At 36.3% G+C, this 25,607-nt stretch carries 20 protein-coding genes and 1 pseudogene; 2 read left to right on the forward strand and 19 right to left on the reverse strand.

All coding sequences use genetic code 11. The features are described 5' to 3' along the window. Window positions 1-52 precede the first annotated feature (52 nt). Both JFV29_RS15470 and JFV29_RS15475 read right to left on the reverse strand, forming a co-directional pair. The gene (locus JFV29_RS15470; protein ID WP_242486897.1) at window positions 53-1,411 is read right to left on the reverse strand and encodes a LysM peptidoglycan-binding domain-containing protein; all 1,359 of its coding nucleotides are present in this window, start codon (window positions 1,409-1,411) and stop codon (window positions 53-55) included. A gap of 992 nt (window positions 1,412-2,403) precedes the next feature. Beyond that, window positions 2,404-2,577, reverse strand: coding sequence for a hypothetical protein (locus JFV29_RS15475; RefSeq protein WP_201185036.1), 174 nt, complete (start codon window positions 2,575-2,577; stop codon window positions 2,404-2,406). 271 nt (window positions 2,578-2,848) lie between these two features. Here JFV29_RS15475 and JFV29_RS15480 point away from each other — a divergent pair, with 271 nt between their 5' ends. Further along, window positions 2,849-3,499: a 2OG-Fe(II) oxygenase gene (locus tag JFV29_RS15480; protein ID WP_201185038.1), complete on the forward strand. Its 651-nt coding sequence runs from the start codon at window positions 2,849-2,851 to the stop codon at window positions 3,497-3,499. Between the two features lie 1,118 nt (window positions 3,500-4,617). Here JFV29_RS15480 and JFV29_RS15485 read toward each other — a convergent pair. The 9 genes and pseudogenes from JFV29_RS15485 to JFV29_RS15525 form a co-directional block, all read right to left on the reverse strand. After that, window positions 4,618-5,187: a hypothetical protein gene (locus JFV29_RS15485; RefSeq protein WP_201185039.1), complete on the reverse strand. Its 570-nt coding sequence runs from the start codon at window positions 5,185-5,187 to the stop codon at window positions 4,618-4,620. Between the two features lie 189 nt (window positions 5,188-5,376). Beyond that, window positions 5,377-5,577: a cytochrome P450 gene (locus JFV29_RS31435; protein ID WP_309557761.1), complete on the reverse strand. Its 201-nt coding sequence runs from the start codon at window positions 5,575-5,577 to the stop codon at window positions 5,377-5,379. Between the two features lie 534 nt (window positions 5,578-6,111). Next, window positions 6,112-7,662 (reverse strand): class I adenylate-forming enzyme family protein, encoded by a 1,551-nt coding sequence (locus JFV29_RS15495; RefSeq protein WP_201185040.1) that lies wholly within the window; start codon window positions 7,660-7,662, stop codon window positions 6,112-6,114. A gap of 309 nt (window positions 7,663-7,971) precedes the next feature. Continuing rightward, entirely contained in the window at window positions 7,972-9,330 is a 1,359-nt protein-coding gene (locus tag JFV29_RS15500; RefSeq protein ID WP_201185041.1) for an IS1182 family transposase, read from the reverse strand. A 592-nt stretch (window positions 9,331-9,922) separates the two neighbouring features. Then, a complete protein-coding gene (locus tag JFV29_RS15505) occupies window positions 9,923-10,852 on the reverse strand; it encodes a nucleoside hydrolase (RefSeq protein ID WP_201185044.1) in 930 nt (309 codons plus the stop codon). Window positions 10,853-10,875: 23 nt separating this feature from the next. Next, window positions 10,876-12,057 (reverse strand): NupC/NupG family nucleoside CNT transporter, encoded by a 1,182-nt coding sequence (locus tag JFV29_RS15510; RefSeq protein ID WP_201185046.1) that lies wholly within the window; start codon window positions 12,055-12,057, stop codon window positions 10,876-10,878. A 128-nt stretch (window positions 12,058-12,185) separates the two neighbouring features. Beyond that, the gene (locus JFV29_RS15515) at window positions 12,186-13,115 is read right to left on the reverse strand and encodes a pseudouridine-5'-phosphate glycosidase (protein WP_201185049.1); all 930 of its coding nucleotides are present in this window, start codon (window positions 13,113-13,115) and stop codon (window positions 12,186-12,188) included. Further along, window positions 13,116-14,209 (reverse strand): annotated as a pseudogene (locus tag JFV29_RS15520) (carbohydrate kinase). It lies immediately after the preceding gene. 158 nt (window positions 14,210-14,367) lie between these two features. Then, a complete protein-coding gene (locus tag JFV29_RS15525; RefSeq protein ID WP_201187874.1) occupies window positions 14,368-15,267 on the reverse strand; it encodes an EamA family transporter in 900 nt (299 codons plus the stop codon). A 413-nt stretch (window positions 15,268-15,680) separates the two neighbouring features. Here JFV29_RS15525 and JFV29_RS15530 point away from each other — a divergent pair, with 413 nt between their 5' ends. Beyond that, complete coding sequence (locus JFV29_RS15530; RefSeq protein ID WP_201185052.1) at window positions 15,681-16,772, forward strand: carbohydrate kinase; 1,092 nt, start codon at window positions 15,681-15,683, stop codon at window positions 16,770-16,772. Between the two features lie 956 nt (window positions 16,773-17,728). On the opposite strand, the gene JFV29_RS15535 is transcribed toward JFV29_RS15530, so the two are convergent. From JFV29_RS15535 to JFV29_RS15570, 8 genes are all read right to left on the reverse strand, one after another. Further along, a complete protein-coding gene (locus tag JFV29_RS15535) occupies window positions 17,729-19,003 on the reverse strand; it encodes an MFS transporter (RefSeq protein ID WP_201185054.1) in 1,275 nt (424 codons plus the stop codon). Window positions 19,004-19,069: 66 nt separating this feature from the next. Beyond that, on the reverse strand, window positions 19,070-20,545 hold the full coding sequence (locus JFV29_RS15540; RefSeq protein WP_201185055.1) for an aldehyde dehydrogenase family protein: 1,476 nt from the start codon (window positions 20,543-20,545) through the stop codon (window positions 19,070-19,072). 35 nt (window positions 20,546-20,580) lie between these two features. Further along, complete coding sequence (locus tag JFV29_RS15545) at window positions 20,581-21,747, reverse strand: acyl-CoA dehydrogenase family protein (protein WP_201185057.1); 1,167 nt, start codon at window positions 21,745-21,747, stop codon at window positions 20,581-20,583. A gap of 22 nt (window positions 21,748-21,769) precedes the next feature. Further along, window positions 21,770-22,966, reverse strand: coding sequence for an acyl-CoA dehydrogenase family protein (locus JFV29_RS15550; protein ID WP_201185060.1), 1,197 nt, complete (start codon window positions 22,964-22,966; stop codon window positions 21,770-21,772). Window positions 22,967-23,005: 39 nt separating this feature from the next. Next, a complete protein-coding gene (locus JFV29_RS15555; protein WP_201185063.1) occupies window positions 23,006-23,422 on the reverse strand; it encodes a Zn-ribbon domain-containing OB-fold protein in 417 nt (138 codons plus the stop codon). Window positions 23,423-23,433: 11 nt separating this feature from the next. Continuing rightward, on the reverse strand, window positions 23,434-24,597 hold the full coding sequence (locus tag JFV29_RS15560) for a thiolase C-terminal domain-containing protein (protein ID WP_201185064.1): 1,164 nt from the start codon (window positions 24,595-24,597) through the stop codon (window positions 23,434-23,436). 35 nt (window positions 24,598-24,632) lie between these two features. Next, complete coding sequence (locus JFV29_RS15565; RefSeq protein WP_201185069.1) at window positions 24,633-25,049, reverse strand: MaoC/PaaZ C-terminal domain-containing protein; 417 nt, start codon at window positions 25,047-25,049, stop codon at window positions 24,633-24,635. 95 nt (window positions 25,050-25,144) lie between these two features. Beyond that, a complete protein-coding gene (locus JFV29_RS15570; RefSeq protein WP_201185071.1) occupies window positions 25,145-25,603 on the reverse strand; it encodes a MaoC family dehydratase N-terminal domain-containing protein in 459 nt (152 codons plus the stop codon). Window positions 25,604-25,607 lie beyond the last annotated feature (4 nt).

Raw genomic sequence — 25,607 nt, forward strand, 5'->3', positions numbered from 1 at the left:
CCGTATTCTACAAGCTGAACAGCCTCCATTATCCGAAGGTTTTTCTGTTACACTAATGATTAAAATGAAATACATCCCAAATGTCAGGTGTTTCTGATCCAATGTACCAAGCAGATACACCGCCTAAATGATTTTGTTTTACCAGATCAAGCCGAAGCTTCATCGATTTTTTATCTTCTATCCATATTTGATGCTTTTTCCCTTTGGAAGTATACTCCACGTAATTTTGTGATGTCTTTTTATCCCATACCTTTTTAAGTCCATGAGATGAAATGATTTTGTTGACCTCAGCCATGGTACGGTCATGACTTTTCACTTTATTGGTCGATAGATCGGTTACCCATTCTCTCGTATAAAATGGTACAGCCAATATTATCTTATGAGCAGGTACTTCTTTCATTAAAAGCTTAGTTCCTTCTTTGATCCAAGGTAACGAGGAAACGGACCCGGCTACTGGGCTCCCTCCCCAATGCTCGTCATAACCCATTATGATTATATAGTCTGCTATTTTGCCAAGTTCTTTCCTATCTAGACTTTTTGACCAAAAAGGGTCGTCATTTTCTCGAGTGACATCCACCGATAGTTTAATACCATGTGGTTTTAGGGCCTTTTTTAGTTCGCCTATGAAAAGTACAAAGTCCTTCTTATTTTTTGGATCGATGTTTTCAAAATCTACATTTATTCCATCACTTTTAGTTTTAACAAGTGAATCACGTAAAGCTGAAACTAATTTTTGACGTTTTTTTGTACTGCCTAGTATAGAACCAGTTAAAACAGGGTCAAATTTATTACCGATAAGTTGCCAAACTTGTTTTCCTTGTTTATGAGCGTATTGAACGTATTTTGTATCGACAGAAACGGATACGAAATTACCGGAATCCTTCAGCGTATAGGAACGAGGAGATACTACATTTAAATTGGGGTGTTTAAGTTGTTGGGTGTAGTTTTCTTTCGATCCATTATGCTTCCAGCCCATGACGATAAGGCTTTGCTTCTTTTTTTGAAGTAGAGATTTCTTTATCCATCCCTTTTTACCATCAAGCAGTTGAACCTGGTAGTAATAATCGGGAATCTTCAATTTTTGACCAACTTTAAGGGTAACTGTTCGTAAGTTATTTAATTTCGTCAAATCACTTGTGGTTACCTCATATTTAGTAGAAATCTTCCACAATGTATCTCCTGATACAACCTTATGGATCTTATACTTTTGGGGAATCTTCAGGTTTTGGCCAACATTAATTTCGGAAGAGGTTAATTTGTTTTCTTTCTGTAACTCACTTACTGAAACTCCATATTGATTTGCTACTTTCCATAATGTGTTTCCAGTCTTTACTTTATGTATAATAGGCTTCGTAGAATCTCCAACGACAGAAGAAATGATGGGAAACTCCTCACCTTTTTTTAAGGTCATTAGTATAGTGGAACCTAGTTTAGGAGAACTATAAACCTTTGTAGTACCCGCTTTAACAGAACCTATGTAAAGTGTATTACTTGATGCTTTACCACTGGTTGGAAAGAGACAAATACAAAGAAGGCAGAACATAATAAGACATCCAAAGAATTTTTTCACTATTATTTTATTCTCCTTAAATTTTGATAAATTTAACTTTACTAGTTTACTATGGAGAATAGTTATAAAATAGAGGTACTTTGTGGAAAAGTTATTTCCTATATTTTAAACTCTTTTTATTTACAATCCTGTACCGTTAGTACAAATAAAGAGCATTAACCGTTCTTGGATCAATGCCCCCATTTGTTTAAGATTCGAAGTTTCATAATCTATTACTATAAATTGGTCTACACATAATAAAAGCCACTATAGTACTTAACTCTATTTCTTTGAATTATGATTACTCTTTTAAAATTCGTATTTAAGGTTTTATAAATAAGGCAATTATTTTTCATAGAAGTATAGACTCCCCATTTTAAATTTCTTCGTGCATATGTTTACGGATAAAGAGTGAGAAAATTGTTGCAACAATAGCTAATCCAATTGTTACAAGTGAGGTATAGTTAATGGCATCCAGTAAAACTTGTTAGCCTGCTATTGCAGCATCCATTGTATGACTTAGTTCTGTCGTACGATCTGCAGCATACGTTGTCATTAATGTAACAAAAATAGCTGTACCGATTGCACCTGCTACTTGTTGTACCGTACTGTATACTGCTATTATTCAAGTTTGCTGTTTGCTGCGTCTTAAATACAATAAATTCAATAAAATAATGCCTTAGAGAATTAGAGTTCCTCACCACTTGGCCGGATTACATAAACAAAAATAATAGATAATATTCGGAAAGCAATTTAGAGTTATTACAAAGTTTTTTTCTTAACCAACTCTCCTTAAAAAACAAAGGATTTATGAGATTATTTACGAAACAATGGATTTCGAGATGCGGAGTCCATTATGTTTTTGCTAGTCTACTTTGCCCGGCTGTTAATCCGGCCTCTGAAGTGGGATATTCCTTTAATATCAATGTGCGAAAATGAAGTTTAGCTTCCACATACATATATTCGTTACGATTTTCTGTTGTCTTGACAAATTCCGAAGGTCTAAAGGTGAATTTCTCTAATTTCATGAGGGTCAAAATCCTCTTTGTAATAAAGCACACACAAATTAAACATCGCACGCACCCGTACGTCCTCCCCAGGATACTGATATCATAGAATCTATTAAAAAAAGGTCAACCAGTAATTTTTACTGGTCGACCTTATAATACGACGCACCCGTTAATTGAATAAGAAACAGTTATATAATGGGGTTCATGATATAATTATCATAGATAATCTCTTACAAACAAAACAAATTAATCATTCTGAAAATTAAATCTTTTAAGGAGTCGATGAAAGTTGACAATTGATAGTAAAAAATCAATTAGTAAAGAACAAACTATTTTTAATCACATTGGAAATAAAATCAAAACAGAAGATAGAGAAATTAATATAATTGCTAGATTAGAAGAACCACTAATAGTAATTTTAGGAAATGTTTTGAGTGACGAAGAATGTGACGAACTAATTAGATTGTCAAAAGACAAAATGCATCGTTCTAAAATTGGAGTTACACACGAAGTAAATGAGATAAGAACAAGTAGTAGTATGTATTTTCAAGATAATGAAAATGACATCATTACCAAAATTGAAAAAAGAGTATCATCTATTATGAATATACCCATTGAACATGGGGATGGTATTCAAATTCTTAAATATACTCCTGGTCAAGAGTATAAAGCTCATTTTGATTTTTTTACATCTTCAAGTAAAGCAACAAAAAATAATAGAATTAGCACAATCGTCATGTACTTAAATGATGTGGAGCATGGAGGAGAAACTTTTTTTCCTAAACTAAATCTTTCAGTATCCCCACGAAAAGGAATGGCGGTGTATTTCGAATATTTCTATACTGATAAAAACATAAACGAACTAACATTACATGGTGGAGCGCCAGTTATAACTGGCGAAAAATGGGTTGCAACACAATGGATGAGAAGACAAAAATAGTATATTTTTTACCTGAATTCTTTCGTTCCAAGACAGACACATCCTTTCAAAAATCATTGTAAGGACTAACTAAAATGTGTCCATGAAACAATATTAACTCTAAGTTTGTTGGGTATACACGAAACGATGGAAGGAAAGCCATAACCTACGGCGTGTCCTAGAGAAGTAAGTAAAGGTAACTCTTTACCATCAATATTTTCATTGAACGAAATTACATAACACTAGTTTCCTACACCATGTTTATTAGTAACTTGGAAAATTTCAATATGGTTTGAATTAGGTTTTGAAGTTTCAATCATATATTCTTCACAAAGCGTTTCTTTGAAATTATGGTTAAGTCAAAACAACTCAATCGAGAAGTAATGCGACTATACATCTAGAAAACTGGGCTTATATCTAAAAACCACAACCAACTTCTAGGGCGGCTGGTTGTAGTCTTCAGTTTTTGTTATCCCCAGCTAGAACTGACTCTTTACTTTATAGAGTCTCTTACTTTACGTAAGAATTCAATATGTTGATCAACAATACTCGAGTGAAGTAACTGGCTCTCTTTTAATAAACGAAAAAAAGGGTTTCTGATGCGAATTCTTCTTCTCATAAATAACACTCCTTTCATCTTTTCTTTATTTTATTAATGAATGTCCTTACTTGTAACGGCTAGTCCCTCAAGATGAAAAAAAAGTTAGTAATCTAGTTAATATTCCCTTACTTGTCCAACATCCATTTGTTTTAAATAAGACAAAACAACGCAAACACCTGTGAAGCCATCCCTAAGTCATGTGTTTCCAGCTGGATGATTCCATACCGGGTGAATAGATCAAGAACATTTTCCATCCCTACTTTTAAAACTAGGAAAACAGTAACCGGGGTTTCATTTCTTATTGGTGCCGACCTTTATGGGTATGAAGATGGATATACCAGCATGAATAACTATATTGTGGATTATATTCAAAAGGGCTACAGAAGTCGTTAAGGCATTCTAGAGCGGAAGAGATTCCTATTCTGGGATTCCTGTCTTGGAAGCCCAATGGCTGTCATCTATGCTTCATTTGCTAATGAACCGATAAAAAATCTTATGCTGTCAGCAGCACCATTTGATTGGGTCATTCCCCCCATCGTCAATCGAACCAACGCAACACAGGGCTTTTGAGATCCATGGTGAATAGGCCGTAATCAATGACAACCATTTCATTATCCTCGGAAAATGCGACATTATCTAACCGCAAATCTATTGGAATAATGCCGTATCTTAGGAATTTTAATTCCAACTCGATTAGTTTCGTATATTCCATGATTGCAAGTGGCACTTTTGTGCCCATCTTCTTCATAATAATCCAGCCAGACCCAAACTCCTTAACCGGACATAGGTACTTTTGGGCTTCCTCATTGCAGTTATAATAAATGTATGCTTCATTTGCGTTGCCTATTAATCCTACTTCACACAGTGCAATTTTTAAGATATAGCCATTATTGAGATCATAGACAATTCTGTTATAACCATATCCAATCATTTTATACTTGAATTTTAGAGTTTTTTTAGCAGTAACCATTTTTTGTTTTGCCGTTTTAAAAAATTGGTATTTTCCCATTTGAGATATCCAGGGTTCAATGGATTTTATCTCTTCACGGGACAACATAGAACTTTCATTAGACTGTATTCTTTCATTACCATTGTTAATTAGGCACATCCCCTAAACGTCTCCTTTTTTTAAAAATTTGTAACTATAGAATGATATTTCCAGGGATATTGAAAAACATATACTTAGAAGAGTCACTAAGTAAAAGATTGTGTTCTAGCTGTTTATATTGGAGCGTTGAGAAATTATTTATTTTGCTACTTGTTGATAGCCGACCGAATTCATTTCTTTTTTCTACGATCATGCGCAATCCTCGCTTGGCCTGAGGGTAATAGATGGATGGGGCTTTACTTCATGATGATTCGAAGCTACCCTTAGCTTGTACCGCTTTGCAATAGTCGCAAGCACAAGCACTGCTTTCATCAATGCAAAATTATTACCAATACAATCTCTCGGACCTTCGCAAAATGAAAAGTAGGCATATATCCGGATGGTTTCCACAAAATTAATTTCAATCGTTCAGGCTTAAAAGACTATATATTATAGAAATACTCGGGCTTTCGGTTCATTACATACTGGCTTACCAGGAACACATTCCTTTTTTTAATTGATACTTATTTATCTCCACCTCCTCTTCCACTTCACATCCAGTGACAAAGACAGGAGAAAAAAAAGCATCGATTCCTAGATGATTTTTTGAGTATAGGTAAATTTCATGAAATCCCCAGGCGAAAAAGGGCCGTAATATCGATCATATCCTGCCTTCTATACATGATATGACTTTTATATAAAATGGCTTGTATTGTAGTTGAGAAAAACTAGAGTTATTGACTAAAAAAATTCAACACTATAACTTTTTTTATAGGTGTTTATAAACTTATTTAACAGAATACTCCCCTTATCCTCTAAAACAGCCTTTTACTCACAAGGAGCAAAGGCTGTTATTTAAACCTATTAGCGATAGTCTATTTTATAAAAAAAGCAACTGCCTAATCAACGCAGTTGCTTTTCATCTTGTTTCGGTAATAGAAAAAATTAATTTATATGAAAGATTCCCTTTCTTTCGTTTGCAAAGGAATCCCGCAATGTTGTTTTTAATATTTTCCCCGATGGGTTTCGTGGGAGCTCATGTACAAAGTCTACTGATTTTGGTTTCTTATAGCCGGCTAATTTTCCTTCGCAGTAACCAATGATATCTTCTGCTATAAGATTAGCCCCTTCCCTTTGTACAACAATGGCTTTAACCGATTCCCCCCACACGGCATCAGGTACACCAATCACCGCAACATCGAGAATCCCGGGATGTGAATAAAGGACTTCCTCAATTTCACGCGGATAAATATTAACGCCGCCGCTGATCAGCATGTCTTTCTTTCGGTCCACAATATAGTAAAATCCATCCTCATCCTGTAGCGCCATATCTCCCACTGTAAAAAAACCATGATAAAACGAAGCGGCGTCAGCATCCGGATTGTTATAATAACCGTCTAAGTTGTACGGTGATTTAAAATATAGCTCCCCTACTTCACCGTTCGAAATCGGGTTCTTCTCGTCATCCAAAATTAAACATTCCACAAGAGGGAAAGGATGTCCCACTGAACGTTCCTTCCGGCGAATGTCACCTGGTTTAATGTTCAGTGTAATCGCACTTTCAGTCGAACCGTAAAATTCGTTCAAATCGGCATTTTTGAAAAAGTCCAGAATATCCAGTTTTGTTTGTGTCGGCAGCGGCGAGCCTGCTGAAACCAACACACGCATAGAGGAGATGTCATGCTTTGCTTTTATTTCTTCCTTCGTGTTGATCAAGAAATTGTACATCGTGGGTGCAAGGAACGTGTTTGTTATCTGGTATCGCTCAATGTCTTCAAGCACTTGTTCTGCATTAAATGATTCATGAATGACAAGGGTGCCACCCACGAGCAGCTGCATGACAAGAAAAATCCAAGGGGCTGCATGATATATGGGCCCTGCAACAAGGTGAATATCTGATTCGCCAATCTTGTATTCATAAGCTGCCGCCATTCCTGTCAGTATTCGGGACCGATGGGAAATGACCACTCCTTTTGGCTTTCCGGTCGTACCGGAAGTGTAGCCCAAATAGAAAGTATCTTTCTCATGAACCTCAATGTTCGGCTCCGCATCACAGCCTGAAGCAAGAAAATCTACATACCCTTCCAAAATTTCATTGGACGCACCGCCCACTACCAGTACGGTGTCTAATTGAGAGTTTCTTGGGAGCAACTCTTGTGCAATACCTTCATATTCTTCTGAAATAATGAATCCCCGGCTTTCAGAGTTTCTTAGTATATATTCTACTTCCTGTCCAACCAGGCGATAGTTTATCGGTACAATGATGACTCCGATTTTGGACAGCCCGGCAATGATCTCGACATAAGCAGCATGGTTCTTTAACATGACAGCTACTTTATCGCCTTTTTGAAAGCTACGATCCAAGAAAGCGTTTCCAAATTTGTTCGCGCGAATGTTTAACTCTTCATATGTATTGATCGTATTTTGAAAAATAACAGCCGGCTTATTTTTGTACTTACTTGCATTTTGCTTTATAACTGTACCAAATGTCAGCATACTCTCCACCAGTCCTTTTTTAAATAAATATAATTTTAAGAAAATTATATCATTTTTAAAAAAGATGGTAAAAAATATTTTTTTGGTAAAAATTAATTTTACCTCATATATATTATCGAGCATCTAATACCAACCATTATTTACTGAGACCCCTGCTTTAATTTAAAAACAGATAAAAAAAGCCTAATTTATAGGCTTTTCAGTTTGTAGACAAAAGGGGTTCGGAATGTTTTAATTCCGGACCCCTTTTGAAATTCCCTTTGAATTTTGCTCAAGATTAAGAGATTGGGCCTCTACGAGCCCACTTTATTAAGCCATTCTTGGACCTTGCCATGTCCAATTGGCTATCTTCTTTAAATTCATGGCAGCGAAAGTAAGCATCGCCTGCATCGACAATTTTTTAAGTCCCCTTAAAGTAGTCCAACGCATACCATGCTTTTCTTTTGCATCTGCGAATACACGCTCTATTGTTTCTTTACGTTTCGCATATATAGGTTTTACATCCTTGTGATGACGCAGATGATCTGCTTCTTCCATATAATTTTGCCAGATATGGCGTGTCACCACTTTTTGATGGTCTTTGCTTACTGTACACTGTGATAAAAATGAGCATGTCGCACAAGTGTGTTTGGGTGATTTGTACTCGCGATAGCCCTCTTTATTTGTTGTTGAGTACTTTAAAATCTCGCCCGATGGGCAGAGATAACAATCAAAATGTTCATCGTAAACATAGTCATGCTTGCGAAAGAACCCTTCTTTTGTTCGTGGACGTGTATAGGGTAAAGCTGGTGTGATTTCTTTCCCAAAAAGGTAGCTTGTAATGGCTGGTGTTTTGTAAGCTGCATCTGCGGCAACAGCTTCAGGTTTTCCAACTTTCTCAATCACTTGTTCAACAAGAGGCTCTAAGATATGACTATCATGCGTATTTCCCTTTGTTACAATCGTCCCCAGCACAAAACCGTTGCGGTCCGCAGCCGCATGAAATGAATAGGCAAACTGTTTTGTTCGTTCATCTTTTACATAGTAGCCACTCTCAGGGTCAGTTGTACTTTCTTTAATTTCTTTGGTTTCTTCTTTATCAAATTTATCCGGTGGAAAAGGCTTCTTTCCATTGTTTTCACGATCTTGATTTATTTCTTCTTGAAGGCGTCCTTGATATGCTCGTGTTTCCTTACGAACGATTTTCTTTTCGAATTTTCGCTTATTCGCACTGGCTTTCACATGTGTTGAATCAACGAATACGTGCTCTGCACTTATTAACTTTCTTTCTGAAGCTGTCATTAAGATACGATAAAAAATCCGTTCAAACAGGTCTGTATCTTTAAAGCGACGCTCATAATTTTTCCCGAACGTTGAGAAGTGAGGTACTTTATCATGGAAACCGTAACCTAAAAACCAACGGTAAGCCATATTCGTTTCAACTTCTTCAATCGTTTTACGCATCGAACGAATACCGAAGGTATATTGAATGAATGTCAATTTAACTAAAATAACTGGATCAATACTTGGGCGCCCTATCTCTGAATACATCTCTTTCACCAAGTCATAAATGAAAGTGAAGTCAATGGCCCCCTCAATTTTACGAACCAAATGGTTCGCTGGCACCAGTTGATCCAAAGTAATCATTTCAAGTTGATCTCGCTGAATAGAATTATGTTTCGAAAGCATCGTCATCACCTCAAGTTTTAATACTTCTATATTAAAACAAAAAGGACTGTAGGCAAAAGTGGTTATATATAATTGTTAAAACAAAGTTGATTGGAACGGAAGGTGCGAGACTCCTGCGGGAAATGCGTGTCCAAGGGAGACCCCACAGGCGCAAAGGCGCCGAGGAGGCTCCCTGACCGCCCGCGGAAAGCGAGTGCCTGGAGTGGAAATCAACGTCGAATTTTTACAACCCCTCAAAAAAACTGTAGACAAACTCGATTTTCATCGAGTTTGTCTACAGTCTGAAAAGCCTAATTTATAGGCTTTTCTACTGGATAATTGTCTACTTCTTCTTTTGAATATTAATTTCTTATTATTTCAAAACAATTTTAGCTGCTCATACTTTACTTTGAGTTGTTTTTGTTCCTTATGAATTTTTTTCAACGATGTTACTGGTACAATTTCATTTGCAAAGACTATCTGTTGAGCTGGGTGTATTTCTAAGATAGTTCTACCCGGGATAGTCACCGGGGTTTTTCTTTTGACTCTTATAATCTATCTAGGGTTTTATCATGAGATACTTCCGTTAATGTTTCAAGTACACCACTCAAATCTAGTATTTTTTAAGTGCTTCAATCATTAGCTTCCAAAAACCTTCTACATCAAGTTCTAATCCAAACTTAGCATTAACTTTTCTACCAGTGACCCCATGTAGATCAATTAACGTTGTTCCTGCAGTAAACTCTCCTTTAGTTTCCACTGTAATATTTACATCTTTCGTCTTAAACAATTCTGGTGCAACACAATATGCCACAGTTAATACATCGTGTACTGGTGCCCCATCAAAGTCGAACATCTCCTTATATGTTGATGCAAAAAACACTAATAATTCACCAACTATTTTAGCAACATTGTTATCAATTTTATTCACTTGATCGATAACTTCTCGTGTTGCTATGGCTTGATGTGTTATATCTAATCCCATAACTACTATTGGAATACCACTATCAAATACTTTTTTTGCAGCTTCTGGATCAACCCATATATTAAATTCAGCAGTTGGAGTCCAGTTACCAAATGTTCCACCACCCATAAGAACAATTTCTTCAATATTGTCCTTAATTTCTGGTGCTTTTGATAAAGCTAATGCAATATTTGTTAATGGTCCTGTTGGAAGAATTGTAACAGGCTCTTTTGACTCTTTTAACAGTCTTACGATTGTGTCAGCTCCATGCTCCTCACTCCAGCTACGAGAAGGTTCGGGCAATTCTGGACCATCCAGACCTGAATCTCCATGAATACCAGGTGCAGTTTCTCGTAATCGAATCAATGGCTCGCTTGCCCCTTTTGAAACAACAACATCCGTTAGTGAAACTAAATCACAAATTTTTAATGCATTCATAGTTGTTTTTTCAATTTCAGCATTCCCGGAAACTGTTGTAATCCCTAAAATTTCCAATTCTAGTTGTGCAGCAGCTAAAATAATTGCAATTGCGTCATCATGTCCTGGATCACAATCCATAATAATTCTTCTTTTAATCATCATATTTCACCTCTATCTAAAAATTACATGAAAATACCCATAATTGTAGCTGAAATTACAGATGCTAATGTCGCACCTAACAATAATTTCAATGAAAATTTTGCAACATAGCTCCCTTGTTTTTCACTGATTGATTTGATTGAACCTGAAACAATACCCACAGTTCCAAAATTTGCAAAACTAACTAAATAAACTGAAACAATAGCAACTGTTTTATCGGAAAGATGGTTTGAAATCTCACCAAAATTCAACATTGCAACAAATTCATTTGTAACTAGTTTTGTCGCCATTATTCCACCTGCTTGTACAGCTTCTGCCCAAGGAACACCTATTAAAAAAGCAATTGGTGCAAAAATATAACCAATAACCGTTTGGAAAGAAACATGAAATACACCTAGAAAAATCACATTGATCAATTCCATCAAGGAAATAAACCCTAATAGCATAGCAGCAACGATAATAACAATTTTAAATCCATCCATTACACTTTCTCCAACCATTTGGAAGAAAGGAACTCTTTCATTTTCTTCAATTTGAATTAGATCCTCATTATCGTCTAAATCATATGGGTTAATAATATTAGCAACTATGAGTGCACTAAAAATATTCAATACAACAGCAGTTACAACATATTTTGGCTCTAACATTGTCATATAAGCCCCAACCATCGCCATACTTACTGCACTCATTGCTGATGTACAAATTGTGTAAAGTCTTTTTGGAGATAAGAGTGGTATTTGCTTGATAATGGTTAAGAACACTTCTGGTTGTCCCAGCGCAGCTGTAGATACAGCAAAATAGCTTTCTAGTTTACCCATTCCTGTTATTTTACTTAAAACCAAACCGATATATTTGATTACGAATGGTAATACTTTTATATAATTAAGTATTCCTATTAAAACTGACATAAAAACCAGAGGTAATAACGCTACAAAGAAAAACGTTATTGCACCTTCATTCACCATTCCACCGAATACAAATTGAATTCCTGAATCAGCAATCGCCATTAATTTTTCAAAAAACACTCCTATTTTAGTAATCGCAATTAGCCCTATACTAGTATTCATAATGAAGTAAACTAAAATGATTTGCACAGCTAACATAATCAGAATACGTTTATATTGTATTTGTTTTCTATTGTTACTTACTAAAAAAGCAACAACAAAAACAAGTAAAATTCCTGTTATTAAGAAGATAAAATTCATTTTCAGGCTCTCCTTTTAAATGGAAACGTTTACATTTGTTATAAAAAACAACTTCTATAAAGTCTAGTTGTTAACAATAATCTGAGACATTTAACTTTATAGAAGTTGAGTTTATGCTAATTACGAACTCAGTTTAGTATTAGTTTAGTTTTGTTGTTGAAACTAACTGCTATTTCGGCTCCTACTTTAGCATTATGTTTTACTAATTCTATATTGGCATCAAGGCTTTTACCGCCGGTTAATTCTTTTATTTTTCCGAGCAGGAATGGTGTACTATCCTTACCAATAATATGATTTTCTTCTGCTTGCTTAATTGCTTGACTGATAATTTCATTGATATAATCTTCATCCATAGCAAATCTTTCAGGAATAGGATTAGCGATAACTGCTCCACCATTAAGATTTAATTCCCATTTCGTTTTTAATGTTTCAGCAATTTCATCGATTGAATCAGTGGAGAAGTTTAATAGATATTCACTATTTCTTGTGTAGAATGCTGGTAGGCACTCCGTTTCATATCCAATTACAGGCACCCCTTTTGTTTCAAGGTATTCTAGTGTAAGCGATAAATCTAGGATTGATTTAGCACCAGCACAAATTACCGCTACATTAGTTTGGGCTAATTCTTCAAGGTCAGCTGAGATATCCATAGTAGTTTCTGCACCTTTATGAACCCCACCAATACCACCTGTTACAAAGATTTTGATTTCTGCCAAATCAGCGCAAATCATCGTTGTAGCAACAGTCGTTGCTCCTAGTTGTTTTGTAGCAATAATTTGAGCTAAATCACGTCTTGATACTTTAGCAACATCTGAACTTTTACCAAATAATTCTAATTCATCTTCTGTTAAACCAATTTTAATTTTTCCATCAATGATAGCAATTGTTGCTGGAACAGCACCGTTATCACGAACAATTTGTTCAACTTCACGAGCCATTTTGACATTTTGAGGATAAGGCATACCATGTGAAATAATAGTAGATTCTAATGCAACGATTGCTTTTCCTTCCTCTTTTGCTTGTTGTACCTCTGCAGATAATTCAATATATTTTTTCATTTAAATTGCCTCCATATCTAACATTAATTGTTTTTTTGATAATTCTTGTCTAACTGTATACTTCGACATAATTGTTTTATGGGAATTGACCAAGCCAGCTTTTATTATGTAATCAATTTCTTTTTTTGTAACCAGGAATAAATAACGCCTGAACAAAATGAATCTCCAGCACCTGTAACATCAACAACAATTGGTGTTTCTATGGCAGGAAAATAATGAATCTCACCATTTTCACTACCTGTCATTACACCTTTTGAACCATTCGTTACAATAACATTTTTGACTCCTAAATCTAACCACTCTTTAACTGAATTTCCCCAATCTTCTTCATCATTGATTTTAATATTCATAAAAGTTTCTGTTTCATCTTTATTTACGATGAGCCAACTCACTGCATTCAAGGTTTTTGGAAGTCTATTCATTTTGGGAGACGAAACAGGAATAATGACTAATGGAATATTATGTTTAGATGTGAAAAAACAAAGAAAATCAATTGTTTCACTTGGACAATTTAAATCCACTACGATACATTTGGCTCTTCTAAGAATATTACTGTTTTTAATCAACAACTCAGGTGTAATATTCTCAAAAACGTCCATGTCTGCTAATGCAATTGATAAATCCCCATTCATATCTAAAACTGCTGTATAAGATCCTGTTGTCAAATTTTCATTTTGAGAGACATGTTCTAAATTCATAAAAGGTGACGATAAATCATAAATCTCTTTCCACTCTGAATCGAGACCACTTGCTGAAATTAATGTAACATCCTCACCTAATCTACCTAAATTTTCAGCAATATTTCTTGCTACTCCTCCAACCGATCTAGAAGATCTTACTGGATTAGATGTTTCATTAGTAATTTTATATTTTGTATAAAATTTCTTATCTACGTTAGCACCTCCTATGCAAACAATAGGAGCTATTTCATTTAAAACATAAGCCTTGCCAAAGACATACTCTTTCTTGATTAATCCAGAAATAATATTAGCAATAGACGACTTTGATATACCCACAATTTCCGATAACTCCTGTTGAGAAATAAAGGGATTTTCTCGAATCATATCTAATATCAACTCTTCTTTTTCATTAATATCATTAGCCATTTTTACACCTCACTTCTTTAAACAATTGTTTATTCTATGAACATACGTTTAGTATACGCTTACATTTTTAATTGTCAATAATATTTTAAATAATTATTCAATTACAAATGACACCATGTTATTTTATTGAAAATTTTATTTTGCGCCTAATGTTGTACTACTTTCTTTTTAATTAACAATATATTTCTATTAAGCATTGTTGGTAAGCTCATGCCTAGAAGAATGGTTACAATACCTACTATTTGCAGTGAAGTAACATTTTCACTTAACAATATGACTGACACCATCACTGCGATTGGCAATTCAATAGCACCCAATATTGATGACATACTCAATCCAACTTTAGGAACTGCAATAGTGAATAAGAAAACCGGAATAATCATCCCAAATAACCCCAATATCAAACCATAAATCCAAAGTCCTTCGCTAAACAAGGTTCCATTCCAAATAACTTCTGGAGACTGAAAAACAACCGACATCATAAAAGCAAAGAATGAAACCAATACTAAGCGATTAGTGGTATTCATATTTGTAGTTGCTCTACCGTTTACAAATAAAAATAGGGAATAACAAAGAGCAGCTGCAAAACCCCATAACCAACCTTGAAAAGGTATTTGAGATAAATCAACATCTATCAAACCCGCAGCTGGTATGGTCCCTGCAACCAATATTATTAGAGATATCAATTCAATTCGACTGGGAAATTTTCGTTTTGTTATACAAGAAATCAACATGCCTATCCATGTAAATTGAAACAATAGTACAACGGCCAAGGATGCAGGTAAATAGTTCAAAGAAAGACCATAAAAAATATTTGTCAACCCTGTAAATACTCCAGCTAAGATAAGAATTTTAACTCCATTAAAGCTAAATTTTGTTCGGTTTGTAAGAATGAAAATACACACTGCAATACAAAAACCGAAAAAAAATTGACTTGTAACAGCTTCAGATGCCGAAAAACCACTACGCATTGCTAGTTTTATGATAGTTGAAACTAAACCATAACTACTAGCTGCTATTACTACCAACAAGGGGTACAGATAAATCTTCATTATTCTAATTCCTCCTATCATTTTTTAATATTCATTGAGTTTTAAATATGATTTTTGAAAATCCAACAAAAAATCATAATCTTCAATATAAATCAAAGATAAACATTTTTACAATCTATTTTTTGTTTATTATTGATTGGCCAATCATTTGTCTGTAATATTTAGATAGCGTATAATTTATTTGTCGCTAGAAATGAGAATACTAAAAAATTTTAATATCTTTCAAAAAAATGAATTAATCCTATTGTTTTACTTGGGTTCGAAAAAAAGGGTATTTTGTATACTAAGAAATTTCGGCTATCTTGTAAACAAACAGAAGTTAAAGTTATTATGATTAATCTATTTAAACGTTTACAAACTTTTGTTTATATAATAAACTATCGTTTAATGAGAAGTGAGGCTACTTCATGGATAAAGAGAAACAAATTTTAGATTACATAAAAATAAATCCTTTCATATCACAGCAAGAATTAGCAAGTAAAGTTGGTTTATCACGACCTGCAGTTGCCAATTATATTGCTAACTTGACGAAACGTGGTGAAATAAAAGGACGCGCCTATATTCTCCGAGAAGAATCATCGATTGTCTGTATTGGAGGGGCAAACACAGACCGGAAAGCCCGATCAAATCAGGAGGTGCGTTTATATTCATCTAATCCAGTAAAAATTACTGAAGCTTGTGGCGGTATAGCACGCAACTTTGCCGAAAATTTAAGTCGACTCGGCTGTAGCACTACTCTAATGGCTTGTGTAGGGGACGACAAAGAAGGTAACTGGATACTGAATGAAACGAAAAGACAAGGAGTGGATGTTAGTCAAGTATGGGTTTTACCAACAGAGCGAACAGGGACTTTTACCACCTTATTAGATATTAATGGTGAAAGCATTGTCTCCATGGCTGATATGAATATATACGAAAAAATAACAACATCTATGTTTGAGGAAAAATGGTCCTATATCATTTCCTCCCAAGCTGTTTTTTTGGATACGAATATTCCTAAGGAATGTCTCAGTTATTTAATTAACCGCTGCCGTGATGAAAACATTCCTATGTACATTGACCCTGTATCTACAGCCAAAGCACGAAAACTTCCATTTCGTCTTGACGGTGTAGAACTGCTGATGCCTAACCGAGAAGAAGCAGAGATACTTGCTGAAATAAAAATCGAATCAATCAAGGATTGCCAATTAGCCTGTGAAAAAATTAGACAGCGTGGCGTTCAAAAAGTTATTATCACACTTGGTGATCAGGGGGTTTATTATTTTTCTACAGAGGAATCTGGACACTTGCCTCCTTTCAAAACTGACGTAGTTGATGTCACAGGGGCTGGTGAAGCATTTTCTTCATGTGCAATCTACGGAATCCTGAACGAAGAATCGCTATTTAGTGCTTGCAAACTAGGTCTTGCTGGTGCTGCTCTTACCATTCAAACTGAAGAATCTATATCATCATTTTTGAAACCTGAAAAAATTCATGAAATAGTAAAGAATTTTTCGTGATGAAATCATATTCTCACCTTAGAAATACTCCATTTCGTTACTTAAGGATGATTATTTCGTTGTGAATGTCATATCCACAAAAAATTAGTCCCCTTTTCTTGAAAGAGCATCTGCCTTTTCCTTAGCAGATGCTCTTTTTAGACGAGTTTCTTCTATATATAATCATCCTTTTTACATCTCTTTCGTATTCTTATGCCAACTTATAAAATGTCAGCTTTTTAACGTCTAATTCTCCCATCGCTTTAAGTTATTCAACCCTCCTGTTTTCCAACAATCAACATATTTTGAGTTCGATTACGGATATTAATATAGATATTGATACTGCGATGACGATTTTTGTGTTCGATATGCCTATTCAGCCTTAGTCTTTAGCTATACTAAAATAAATTAGGAGGTATAATCCATCGTTACAAGGATAATCAACCTTTACATAGAAAAAGCAGCCCGGCATACTTATGGTATTGTTCACAAATCCATGTTCGATAAAGATTTGTGTATGTATTTCCCATACAGATTCTCTTTTACTACTTCCACCTAAAAGTTTGATGATAAGGACGAACGACCTGATACTTTTTTCAGAATTGTTGGCGGATAATCGGACCTCCACGCTCTTTGGACATCAAGGTAATCGCTGTCACCTGCCACTGTGATACTCTCTGGATCCATGCCCTGTAATTGGATCCGATATTAAGGGACAAAAATCCCCTTCACAAATAATCCTAAACAGACACATGAATATTCTTAATATTTCTTGGATATTCTCATAAATGATGAATTTGATTACTAATTGACAAAATAGAGAATAACTCACCTTGGTTATGGATAAGAAAAAAGACACTACTCGTAAAGTTAGTGTCTTTTTTTAGAAAACATTCATTTAATAGGAATGGTACATTTTAAGTTGAAATGTCGTAGCAGTGATATTTCTTAGGATCTATTAACATGATTCAACAACTTTATATAATTTTTTGATTGGAAGTGTTTTTGAATTTTTCTTTCGTTGTTTTTTTCATACTGTTTGCTACTAACACACAGACCATACTGAAGATGAATAAACAAAGGAAGAAAATCCAAGCTACACGGTAGCTTTGAGTCACATCATAGATTAAACCAGAAACTATTACCCCAAAGGAACCTGCCGCTACAAAGAAAACTTGCACTATACCAAAAATAGATCCAAAATCTTTCTTTCCAAAGATATCATTAGTCATAAAAGGCGGACCTAATGTGGAAATGACAATACTAAAGCCAAATGCAATTGCAAATAAGAAAGCGAATGCTTGTGTCTTAGCTAACAGAAGCGCTACCATAGCAGTCGTCATACAAAATCCAACATAAATTGCACCACCTGCAGTACCGAACTTATCAAATACTGCACCTAAAATCAACTTCCCTACCGTATTTGCAAGGGAAAGAATACCAAAAATTGTGCCGGCAAAGATGGCTGGATGTCCGATATCCATTAGATAGGCTGGAATATGCATTTGAACGCCGCCTGCAACTAATGCAAAGCAAACGATTCCTAGGACAAAAATCCAAAACATAGCTGTCTTCTTTGCTTCTCCCATGGTTAGGCCACTCTGTTCAGACTCTAAATTCTCCGCAGATTCCATCTTGTCTGCTCCCAGTGGAACTAGTCCTTTTTCTGCAGGACTTTTCTTGGCAAATAGTAGTACTAAAGGCAACGTTAAAACAATGATAAGTGCACCAGCAATAACGTAGGCTGTTCTCCAACCGTAATTTGAGATTAATGTAGTTAAAATTGGACCTAACACTGCAGCTCCAATACCTGAACCCGCAAAGGCTAAACCCATTGCTTTTCCTTTTTTCTCATAAAACCAGTTGGTTACCATAATTGAAATTGGGATATTGGAGAATCCTGCCACACAGATACCTATCATAAATCCTACAATGCTAAAATATAGCGCTGAGTTTGCTAGTGAATATGACATAAATCCTACTCCGGCCATAATTACGCAAATTGACATAATCAATTTCATATTTCCTTTTGCTAACAGTTTACCCATGAATGGAGAAGCAACAGCCACTCCAAGGCCGGCAATCGAAAGTGCGATTGAAAAAGCGGTTCTGCTTATCCCTAAATCATCTGTAACAGGGACCATGAATAAACTATGTAAAGAATTTATTATAGAGAAGCCGGCGAACATAATAAAGAAGCCACACAACACAACATACCATCCATAAAAAACACCTTTAGACCCTTGTGCCATTTATTGAACCTCCAGTTTCTCTATTTACAACAAGTTCTTTACTAGCTAGATTACATAATGTGAGGTTCATCCGATTTCAATATAACAGGTCTTCTCACGGGTATATTCAAGGATGGAATCCGTTCCAAATCCACTGTCTTTTTGTCCTCCAAATGGAAGCTCTGGTCCAACTCTACGGAACAAGTTCACCCAGACATTTCCTGATTCTAATTGACGAATCATCCGGTGAGCTCGATCCAAATTCGATGTCCAAACGCCAGCTCCTAAACCAAATGCACTATCATTTGCAATGGCTATTGCTTCCTCTTCCGTATCGAATGGTATCACGGTTGCTACAGGACCAAAGATTTCCTCTTGGCAGATTCGAAGAGAATTACTATTGACCTTAATTAACGTAGGCTCAACCCAATAACCATCCGCTAATTGGGGATCGTCAGGTAATAGAGCGGCACCCCCATGACGACCGCCTATGATAACTTCTCCCCCCTCTTTTTTTCCTAATTCTATATACGAGCATACCTTGTCATATTGTGAGGAGTTAGCAATTGGTCCCATTGAGATTTTTGGATTCATTGGATCTCCTAATTGAATTTGCTGAGCTATTACTTCTTTCATTTTGATAATCATCTCATCAAAAATCGGCCTTTGAATAAGAATCCGTGATCCACCTACACAGAGTTGACCTGCGTTACCACTAAAGATTCCATAAATTGTAACTCCTTGTGCAGCTTTATCAAGATCAGCATCTGCAAAGACTATGTTTGGTGACTTCCCACCCAGTTCTAAAATCATCGGCTTTGGTTTCCGAGCTATTGATTGCGCAATCGCCCTAGCCGTTCCTCCAGATCCAGTTAGACTAATCTTATTTACTCCAGGATGACTGACTAATGTATCTCCTACTTCCACTCCATTTCCTGATACAACATTTAGAATTCCAGGTGGAAGGATCTTATTAATTAGTTCACCATATCGCAATGAAGCAATAGATGCCATTTCTGATGGTTTGATAATCACCGTATTTCCAGCAGCAAGCGCATAAGCTGCTTTAATAGAAAAAGTAAAAAGCGGGGAGTTCCATGGAAGAACACCTACTACGACCCCTAATGGTTCCCTCAATGTATATCCAACGCTTGTTGGACCCAATTGAACAGTTTTCCCCTTACTTCCAACAGCCGTTGCTCCTGCTGCATCATACCAAAGACTTGCTAAACTAGGGATTAGACCATAGCTCGTTTCTTTAATTACCCATCCATTATCTCTTGTTTCTAGTTCAGCTAACTCTTCACCATGTTGAATGATTAAGTCACCTATTTGTCTTAAAAAAGCAGCACGCTCCATAGCCGGTCGAGACGACCACTCCTCAAAAGCTGCTCGAGCTGCTTCTACTGCCGATTCAGCATCTTGGCTTGTGCTACAAGGAAATGTAGCCCAGACCTTTCCTGTTGAAGGATCAATACTCTCTATTCGGGTTCCCGAAGAAGAAGAAATCAGGTTTCCATTAATGATATTATGAAACTCTCTTATTTCATTTGCAGTTTTCAATGAAAATCTCCGCCCTTTCAAAATAAGTAAGCCTTTTAAACAGAAATAATAGCTTCATCTTTGTTAGACCAACCTAATGCTGTAGCCGCTTGATTATAATAATGCTCTGTACTGCCTAAATAATTTTCATAGAACCTAGCACGCTTGACAAAAAGATGGCAATCAATTTCTTCTGTAAATCCAATGCCGCCATGAATCTGAATATTATCGGAAGAAATACGGGTAAATGCGTCAGTTGCAAATAATCGAGCGCAAGAAATAGCCTGAACACGATCTTCTGCATTACTTTCCAAAGCCCAGTTTGCATAATAAGCTAAGGACCGAGCTGTCTCAAGATCCATTTTCATATCTACTATTCTATGTTTAATGGCTTGAAATCTTCCGATAGGCTGACCAAACTGTTCCCGAATTTTTGCATACTCTGCAGCCATCTCTACCACTTTCTCCATACTACCGACAATTACTGCGGAAAGAGCCGCATTGAAAGAGAGTAACCCTTCTTGAAGAGTTTTCCAGCCATGATGGAGAGGTCCAAGTATTTGATTCATTGGTATTTCAACATTAGTGAATGTTAGTTCTGCTAATCGTCGCGTTTCATCAATGTTTTTTTGCCTTTGGATAGTCATGTTTGTTGCTGTTCGATCAATAATAAATAATGAAATCCCTTCTTTACCATTACCAGTACTGGTGCGACCTAGTACAATATAATGATCAGCTAACTCCGCATCGGGAACTAATGATTTCACACCATTTAATACCAAATGGTTATTTTCTTCTTTTACTGCTAGATTAATACCAGATGGGTTATAACTTCCACCTGGTTCCAACCAAGCTAGAGAAAATAATTTTGTCCCATTCGAAATTTCAGACAAATATCTTTCTTTTTGTTCTTCCGTACCGAATTTCTCTAGTAATGGAACTGCAAGTGCATTCGTTTCTAAATATAAGCCTGGCAATAAAGAACGACCAGTTTCTTCAAGAACAGGTATTAAATCTAGAGGACCTAAACCCATTCCTCCGTAATTTTCCGAAATATTAATACTTGTACAACCTAATTCGGCCATACCAGTTAAAATTGATTGTAATGATTCTGTTTCACCTTTTATAAATTCACGGGCCGTTTTTGTTTGCCCGGCATCATCTAAATACTTTCGGACATATCCTCGAAACATCTCTTGCTCTTGATTTAAAGAAAAATCCATCTTTAATCACCCCTTTTTAGTCTTAACGTCCCATATCTTTCGGCAAACCTAGAATTCTTTCTCCAATTGTGTTTTTTTGTATTTCGCTCGTTCCTCCGCCAATTGTCTGGCCGAAGGAATAAAGATAATTATCTTGCCAGTATGAATTGGCAGTGATTGCATCTTCTTTCCACAAAACGCCTTGATGCCCCTGTAGAGATATCGATTGAGAAAGAAGCTCTTTGGTGAGTTCACTTACCATCAATTTATCCATTGAGCCTTCCGCTCCCGGGTGACCGTTTTTTAATGTTTTCGTTAAATTCCGATAATAATTTAATAGCGAACCACGGGTACGAGTATATAAATCTAGCATTTCTTTACGAACAAGCGGGTTAGCCATTAATGGCTGATCATCCTCTTTTAACTCTTTAGTCAAAGACACAAGCTCATTAAACTGCTGCTCTAGTGTAAAAACCTGTCCGCCGATTCCTGTTCTCTCGTGCATAAGCAGGGCGATTGTAACCTTCCAACCTTCATCCACTTCACCAACAATTTCAGCATCATACGCAATCGCATCATTTAAATACACTTCATTAAAATCATGCTGACCATCCATTTGAATGATAGGTCTAGTTTCTACTCCTGGTTGATTCATATCTAAAAGAAACACCGTTATTCCTTTATGCTTCTTATCGAAACGATTAGTTCGAGCTAGTAAAAAGCATCGATCCGCTAAATGACCAAAACTGGTCCATACCTTTTGACCATTTATTATCCAACGATCTCCATCTTTCACTGCGCTTGTTTGAATAGCTGATAAATCGGATCCTGCGTTTGGTTCGGAATATCCTTGACACCATACCTCTTCACCTGTGAGAATCTTTTGGATATACTTTGATTTTTGTTCTTCTGTCCCAATTTGCATTAGAGTCGGTGCTACCATATGAATGCCTACATAATTCACAAGTGCAGGCGCCTTAACACGAACCATTTCCTGTTGATAAACAATTTCCTCCATCAACGTTGCTTCTCGACCTCCATATTTTTCAGGCCAAGCAATCGCTGCCCAACCACCTTCATATAATTTTCTTTGCCAGTTTCTCAAAAAAATAGCATACTCACCTTCATTTTTAGATATTTTGCTAGTTCCATCTAACCAACCTTCAGGTAAATTTTCTTCAAGCCAGGTTCTCAATTCATGTCGGAATTCTTCTTCTTTTGTTGTAAATGAAAAATCCATAGTTTTCTTTCCTCCTTTTAGCTAAACAAAATTATTTTTCTACACTTGAGCCCATTGCGGAAGTGAGCGGTCTTCCATAATTTCTTTCCAAACCATCTTAACAGGCATTCCTATTTCAATATCATCAGGTGAACATTGAAGAATATTTCCGATTAATTTGACCTGTGGCAACTTATTTAATTCAACAATCGCAATAATGAGCGGTAAATCATCTTGAAACCCTGGAAGAAAAGGACGATAAGAAACAATATACGAATAGACTTTTCCATTTATATCACTGCCTTGGCTTTCCCAGCTTAGTTCAGTACTGCCGCATTTTGCACAACTCGGACCTGGAGGATGTGAATATTCATTACAACTTTTACATTTTTGTAGAATCAGTTCATGACGGTCTGCTCCATCCCAATACGGACTATTATCTTGTGTTTTCAGCGGAATTGGTTTTTGGAATTCCATTTTGTCCCCTCCTAATTTCTAAGAATCATAGCTCCAGCCATATCAGGACCAGCCCAGCCAGTACATATGCCTATTTCGCAATTTTCTACTTGACGATCTGATCCTTTATATTCGTGCCGAACTTGCCTAACAATTTCCAATACGTTATTCATCCCATGTGTATAGCCTTCTGACAGCATTCCTCCTGCTGTATTTGAAGGTAATTTTCCATCCATACGCAAGTTTCCTTCGGCTACAAAATTCCCTACTTCACCTCGTGGAGCAAATCCATATGCCTCTAACTGACGAAGGACAACCCAGCTATAACAGTCATAAATAGAAGCAACATTAATATCTTCAGGTTTTACACCAGCCATTTTATATACTTCAGGGGCAACATAGTCTGCTGCCACTTCAGATAAATCATTCCAATAATGTGCATGTGACACACACTGTCTAGCTGATAAACCCATGATGTATACTGGTTTGGATTTGCAATCTTTAGCTCGGTCTGCTGATGTAACAATAATCGCATTTGCTTCATCAGATTCCAGACAGAAGTCATGTTTTTTAAACGGATAACTTAAATATGGTGTTTTCTGATATTCCTCCATCGTTAAAGGTTTTCCGTAAAAGTAAGCTTTAGGATTCCGTTGAGCATGTTCATAAAAACTTAAGCAAACATGTCCAAGATGCTCCTGGGTAAGCCCAGTTTCATGCATATGACGAGTTGCAAAAAGTCCGAACCATTGAGCTGGACTACCAGCTCCGTAAGGAATGATAAAGCTTCCACCTTCAATGGCTGATTGAAGCATATTTACATCCCATCCGCCTCCGCCCATGCGCACACCAGAACGACCATTCATAGAACGATAAATCAACACTGTATTTAATTGGCCTGTTTCAATAAGTCCAACGGCATCAGCAATCAACATTTCCGTACTGCTTCCTCCACCCATAATATCTTTTACATATTTCGGACGGACCCCTAAATATGTTGCTAACTGATGTGATGTACAAGAATCATTTTCTGAATAACTCATAAAACCATCAATATCTTTCGCTTGAAGACCAGCATCATTCAATGCAGCTCGTGCTGCATCCAATGCCAAATGTAACGGAGTTGTGCCCGAATTCTTGGAACGCTCGCTTTCTCCTACACCAACTATGGCATAGCGATCTTTCATGCTTCCCATAAAAAATACCTCCCCTTTGATTGCTTAGAAACTACTTACTGAAACTGTAAAACTACTTGGCCTGAACCTACTACCTGCTCTGGTTCCTTTTCAGCAATAAGGTCAAGTCTGACAAACCGCTGACCTTTTTCTTCATACACATTATTTACAAACGCAGAACAAGTAATTTGGTCTCCTGGTATAGTTACAGCGCCAAATCTCATTCTAAAGTTAGACGGCACCGCTGTATCACCAGCTAGTTTCATTACATATTCACCTAAAAATCCCATTACCAGCATTCCGTGAGCAATCACACCTTGCATTCCGATTTCCTTTGCGAAGGCATCATCTGTATGTAGCGGGTTAAAATCTCCTGAAGCACCTGCATATTTGACTAGTTGCACCTTTGTTACTGCCGGCTTGATGAGGGACATAAGCTTTTGACCTTCATATAAACCTTCATAAATCAACATTTTCAATTCCTCCTTTCAGTGGCAAATTATCCTTCTGTCTTGGATGATTATTCCTCTCTTATTAATTTGCTTCTCACTTATAATTGATGATGTTTTCAAACAGGCGAATGACTGCCCCTTAAAGGACGGTAAATAATATTCGTTCTGCTAATAACAACCAACTCTCCAGATTCATCTTTCATTTCTGTATCAAGTACCAAGAACTGCATGGGTCCTTTTCTGCCTTCACGTTCGTACACATTAGATACTTTCATCTGGCAATATAAGATATCCCCGGGTCGAATTGGACGATTATAAATAAACTCCTGTTCCCCATGCAGCATTCTTTTTTGATCGAGACCCAAGTCAAGGCTTTCTCCACTATCTTGTCCAATTGCTATAGGGAAGGTTGGTGGTGCAATAATGCCGCCATATGACGTTTTTGCAGCATACTCTTCATCCACGTATAAAGGATTAAGGTCGCCTATCGCTTCTGCGAATTGACGTATATGCCTTTTTTCGACTTCAAATATAAATTCTGATCCCGTTAAACCGTTTAAATTTTCCAAATCCATTTGC

The sequence above is a fragment of the Peribacillus sp. TH16 genome, assembly GCF_016651095.1.
Taxonomy (GTDB): Bacteria; Bacillota; Bacilli; order Bacillales; family DSM-1321; genus Peribacillus; species Peribacillus butanolivorans.

What these genes read in the sequence shown, in the direction of transcription:
- JFV29_RS15535 (WP_201185054.1), bottom strand. Translation starts at nt 19,003, where the DNA reads ATGGCACAAGGGTCTAAAGGTGTTTTTTATGGATGGTATGTTGTGTTG.
- JFV29_RS15560 (WP_201185064.1), bottom strand. Translation starts at nt 24,597, where the DNA reads ATGGGAAGCATGAAAGATCGCTATGCCATAGTTGGTGTAGGAGAAAGC.
- JFV29_RS15500 (WP_201185041.1), bottom strand. Translation starts at nt 9,330, where the DNA reads ATGCTTTCGAAACATAATTCTATTCAGCGAGATCAACTTGAAATGATT.
- JFV29_RS15565 (WP_201185069.1), bottom strand. Translation starts at nt 25,049, where the DNA reads ATGTTGATTTATGAAGGTTTATATGAAGGTCAAAAGCTTATGTCCCTC.
- JFV29_RS15530 (WP_201185052.1), top strand. Translation starts at nt 15,681, where the DNA reads ATGGATAAAGAGAAACAAATTTTAGATTACATAAAAATAAATCCTTTC.
- JFV29_RS15475 (WP_201185036.1), bottom strand. Translation starts at nt 2,577, where the DNA reads ATGAAATTAGAGAAATTCACCTTTAGACCTTCGGAATTTGTCAAGACA.
- JFV29_RS15550 (WP_201185060.1), bottom strand. Translation starts at nt 22,966, where the DNA reads ATGGATTTTTCATTTACAACAAAAGAAGAAGAATTCCGACATGAATTG.
- JFV29_RS15570 (WP_201185071.1), bottom strand. Translation starts at nt 25,603, where the DNA reads ATGGATTTGGAAAATTTAAACGGTTTAACGGGATCAGAATTTATATTT.
- JFV29_RS15505 (WP_201185044.1), bottom strand. Translation starts at nt 10,852, where the DNA reads ATGATTAAAAGAAGAATTATTATGGATTGTGATCCAGGACATGATGAC.
- JFV29_RS15545 (WP_201185057.1), bottom strand. Translation starts at nt 21,747, where the DNA reads ATGGATTTTTCTTTAAATCAAGAGCAAGAGATGTTTCGAGGATATGTC.
- JFV29_RS15510 (WP_201185046.1), bottom strand. Translation starts at nt 12,057, where the DNA reads ATGAATTTTATCTTCTTAATAACAGGAATTTTACTTGTTTTTGTTGTT.
- JFV29_RS15515 (WP_201185049.1), bottom strand. Translation starts at nt 13,115, where the DNA reads ATGAAAAAATATATTGAATTATCTGCAGAGGTACAACAAGCAAAAGAG.
- JFV29_RS15555 (WP_201185063.1), bottom strand. Translation starts at nt 23,422, where the DNA reads ATGGAATTCCAAAAACCAATTCCGCTGAAAACACAAGATAATAGTCCG.
- JFV29_RS15485 (WP_201185039.1), bottom strand. Translation starts at nt 5,187, where the DNA reads ATGTGCCTAATTAACAATGGTAATGAAAGAATACAGTCTAATGAAAGT.
- JFV29_RS15470 (WP_242486897.1), bottom strand. Translation starts at nt 1,411, where the DNA reads ATGACCTTAAAAAAAGGTGAGGAGTTTCCCATCATTTCTTCTGTCGTT.
- JFV29_RS15495 (WP_201185040.1), bottom strand. Translation starts at nt 7,662, where the DNA reads ATGCTGACATTTGGTACAGTTATAAAGCAAAATGCAAGTAAGTACAAA.